At 76.8% G+C, this 3569-nt stretch carries 4 protein-coding genes and 1 pseudogene; 1 reads left to right on the plus strand and 4 read right to left on the minus strand.

All coding sequences use genetic code 11. The features are described 5' to 3' along the window. Nucleotides 1-234 precede the first annotated feature (234 nt). The 4 genes and pseudogenes from JNW87_RS36280 to JNW87_RS36305 all read right to left on the minus strand — a co-directional run bounded on the left by JNW87_RS36280 (nucleotide 235) and on the right by JNW87_RS36305 (nucleotide 3375). Nucleotides 235-954 carry an ABC transporter ATP-binding protein gene (locus JNW87_RS36280; RefSeq protein WP_109803232.1) on the minus strand — a complete coding sequence of 240 codons (720 nt, stop codon included), beginning with the start codon at nucleotides 952-954 and terminating at the stop codon, nucleotides 235-237. Beyond that, a pseudogene (locus tag JNW87_RS40325) lies at nucleotides 951-1942 on the minus strand (ABC transporter ATP-binding protein). The gene JNW87_RS36280 and the pseudogene JNW87_RS40325 overlap by 4 nt, the downstream one beginning before the upstream one ends. Nucleotide 1943: 1 nt before the next feature. After that, nucleotides 1944-2681 (minus strand): FtsX-like permease family protein, encoded by a 738-nt coding sequence (locus tag JNW87_RS36300; protein ID WP_238455264.1) that lies wholly within the window; start codon nucleotides 2679-2681, stop codon nucleotides 1944-1946. Between the two features lie 133 nt (nucleotides 2682-2814). Then, a complete protein-coding gene (locus tag JNW87_RS36305; RefSeq protein WP_238455265.1) occupies nucleotides 2815-3375 on the minus strand; it encodes a hypothetical protein in 561 nt (186 codons plus the stop codon). 4 nt (nucleotides 3376-3379) lie between these two features. On the opposite strand from JNW87_RS36305, the gene JNW87_RS36310 reads away from it, so the two are divergent. After that, on the plus strand, nucleotides 3380-3569 hold a 190-nt coding region (locus JNW87_RS36310), incomplete at its 3' end, for a hypothetical protein (protein ID WP_238455266.1).

Raw genomic sequence — 3569 nt, forward strand, 5'->3', positions numbered from 1 at the left:
GGCGGGGGAATCGGAGGCGACCTCCCGCAACCCGCACGGAAAGACGCTACGAAGCTGATGTCGCAGATGATTCAACGGAGCCGCGGGCCGCCGCAGCAGCGGGCCGCCGCAGCAGCGCCGCCGATTCATTTGCGACATCAGCTTCATAGGCAGTGCGAAGGGCACCGACCGGCGGGGAGCCCGGCGTGCCCGCAGCCGAGGGCTGCCGGGACAGCACCAGTCCGGCGACGGGCGTCAGTCGTCGACCAGGCGGCCGTCGCGCAGGGTCAGGGTACGGTCGGCCAGCTCGATCAGCGCCGGGTCGTGGGTGGCCACCAGCGCGGTCATGCCGCGGGCGTGCACCACGGCGCGGAGCAGGTCCATGATGGACCGGCCGGTCTCCGAGTCCAGCTGACCGGTGGGCTCGTCGGCGATCAACAGGTCCGGCTCGTTCGCCAGCGCGCGGGCCACCGCCACCCGCTGCTGCTGCCCGCCCGACAGCTCGTACGGGCGCTGCGCGGCGTGCCCGCCGAGGCCGACCAGCTCCAGCAGCACCGCGACCCGCTGCTCCCGCTCGGCCGCCGGCACCCGGGCCAGCCGCAGCGGCACCCCGACGTTCTCCGCCGCGGACAGGATCGGCACCAGCCCGAAGGTCTGGAACACGAAGCCGACCGTCCCCCGGCGCAGCCGCAGCAGTTCCCGCTCACCGGCGGCCGTCACGTCGTGCCCGGCCACCCGCACCCGCCCGGAGTCCGGCCGGTCCAGCCCGCCGACCAGGTTGAGCAGGGTGGTCTTGCCGGCGCCGGAGCGGCCCCGCACCGCCACCAGCTCGCCCCGCCCGGCGGAGAACGAGACGTCCCGGACGGCGTGCACGGCGTGCTCGCCCCGGCCGAAGGTGCGGCTCACCCCGTCGACCCGGACCACCTCCTCAGTGGTGGTCGCACCCGCCGGCGTCGCGGACAACTGCTCGGTCATGCCTCACTCCGTTCGGCCTGCGCCCGGTCGCCGGGCCGCACCTCGACGTGGTCGGGTTCCAGGTTGAGCCGGACCCGGTCGCGCAGGGCCAGCGCGTCGACGAAGGACGCCGGCAGCTGCATCCGCCCGGTCCGGTCGAGCACCGCGTACTCCTCGCTGACCAGCTCGGTGCTGCCGTCCGCCGCGATCCGGGCGGTGCGGCGTACCTCGGAGGCGGTCCGGCCGTCGCGGATCGCGACGGTCCGGCGGACCTGGCCGGCCACTGCGTGGTCGTGGGTGACCACCACGATGGTCACGCCCAGCTCGGCGTTGATGGTCCGCAGCGCGGCGAAGACCTCCGCGCCGGTCGCCTCGTCCAGCTCGCCGGTGGGCTCGTCGGCGAAGAGCACCTCCGGGTCGTTGGCCACCGCCACCGCGACGGCGCAGCGCTGCTGCTCGCCGCCGCTCAGCTGGCCGGGCCGCCGGTCCGCGCAGTAGCCGACCCCGACCAGGTCGAGCAGCTCGCGGGCCCGCTCCCGGCGGGCCGCCGGCCGCGGCCGCCGGCCAGCTTCATCGGCAGCTCCACGTTCTCCAGCGCGGTCAGGTACGGCAGCAGGTTGCGGCCGGTCTGCTGCCAGACGAAGCCGACCATCTTCCGCCGGTAGCTGAGCCGCCGCCGGTTCGACAGCGCGAGCAGGTCGTACTCGGCGACCCGGGCGATGCCGGCGGTGGGGGTGTCCAGCCCGGAGAGGATGCTCAGCAGCGTCGACTTCCCCGAGCCCGAGGCGCCGACGATCGCGACCAGCTCGCCCCGGTCGATGACCAGGTCGAGCCCCTGCAGGGCGACCACCTCCACCCCCTCGGTCTTGAAGATCCGGACCAGGCCGTCGCAGACGATGTGCCCGCGCAGCCGGTCCCGACCGCCGGCCCGCTCGGCCGCGCGCTGCGCGGCCCGCTGTTGCAGGGCGGCCAGGTCCGGCACGACGGACGCCTCGGCGGTGGCTGTCATCTCAGCTCTCCTCTCCGAGCCGGAGCACCTCACCGAGGCGCATCCGGCGGTTGTTCAGGGCCTCGACGGCGACCGCGAAGCCGAGGGCCAGCACGGCCAGCCCGAGCACGCCGGCGACCAGACCGGGTTCGAAACGCACTCGCACCGCCGCGCCCCCGGTGAACGCGGGCAGGCCGAGGACGGGGGTCAACAACAGGGGCAGCAGCGCGCCGACCAGCGCGCCGGTGAGCACCGAGACCAACACCAGCGGGGTCAGCTCGACCAGCAGCAGCGCCCGCCACTGTCGGCGGGACAGCCCCATGGTGCGCAGCCGGGACAGCACCTGACCGCGGCCGCGCGCCCCGGCCAGCACCGCGAACGCCAGCGCGAGCAGGCCCAGCGCGGCGCCACCGGCCGCGCCGATGGCGAAGCCGAAGACCAGCAGCCCGTTCACTCCGCTGCCGCCGAGCTCCGCCCGCACGGCCGACCAGGTGCGCACCTCCGGCTGGCGGGGCCGCTCCCCGCCGGTGACCACCCCGCCGCGCTGGTAGCGGCGCTGCCCCTCGTCCACCACCCGGCTCACCGCGGCCGCGTCGATGCCGTCGCCGGCCAGCACGAAAGCGGTGGGGACCAGCGGATGCGGGGCGTCCGCCGGCAGCGCCGGCCAGGGCAGCACCGCGAACCGTTCGGTGTTCCGGTCCGCCAGCGGGAACTCGTCGACGGTCCGGGCCACCCGCACCGGCAGCCGGTTGCCCTGCACGTCGAGCCAGGCCGGCCGCCGGCCCGCCGCGTCGGCGAGTCCCGCGTCGGCGAGGTCCGCGGCCAGCGCCGGGGAGACCAGCGCCGGCAGCGCGCCGAGCCGTCACCGGCGGCGCGGAGCACGTCGGGCACCGTCACACCGGCGCGGCGGCCCACCTCCGCGAAGGTGGCGCCGTCGACCAGCAGGACGCGGGTCTCCCCCACGCCGCCGAACCGGCCGGCGGCGTCGGCGTACGGGCGCTGGGCCGGCTCCACCAGCACCGGGGCGACCGCGCGCACCCGGGCAGCCCGGCCAGCGCCGCCGTGGTGTCCGGGGCGAACCGCTCCCCGTCGACCAGCACGTCCCCGGGGACGGCGCGGGAGGCGGCCCGGTCCCGGCCGGCCTCGATACCGGCGGCCACCACCCCGCAGAACGCGGCCGTCGCGACCGCCAGCACCACCACCACCAGTGGCGCGGTCGCGGCGGCCCGACCGGCCCGCGCCGTGCCGAGGAAGGCGACGCTGCCCCGGGCTCGGGCGGCGGCCCGGCTGAGCAGCCGCAACGGCCACGGGTACGCGCGCAGCGCGAGCAGCGCCGCGGCGATCGCCACCAGCACCGGCACGGACACCAGCAGCGGGTCCACCGACCCGCCGAGGGTCAGTCCCCGCCGCCGCAGCAGGAACGCCCCGAGCACCGCCACGCCGAGCAGGCTCACCTCGATGGTCGAGCCGGACCGCGGTGGACCGGGCGCCGATCAGGTCGGCTCGACCGGACGTCCGCTGCCCGGTCAGCGCGGCGACCGGCAGCGCCACCGTCGCGAGCGCGGCAGCGAGCAGCACCCAGCGCAGCTGCGCGCCGCCGCCGGGCAGCAGCCGCCGAGCAGCCAGCCGGCGCCGGCCGCGAACGGCA

Origin of the sequence: Micromonospora sp. ATA51 (assembly GCF_016802855.1) — a bacterium.
In the GTDB taxonomy this organism is placed as follows: Bacteria; Actinomycetota; Actinomycetes; order Mycobacteriales; family Micromonosporaceae; genus Micromonospora; species Micromonospora sicca.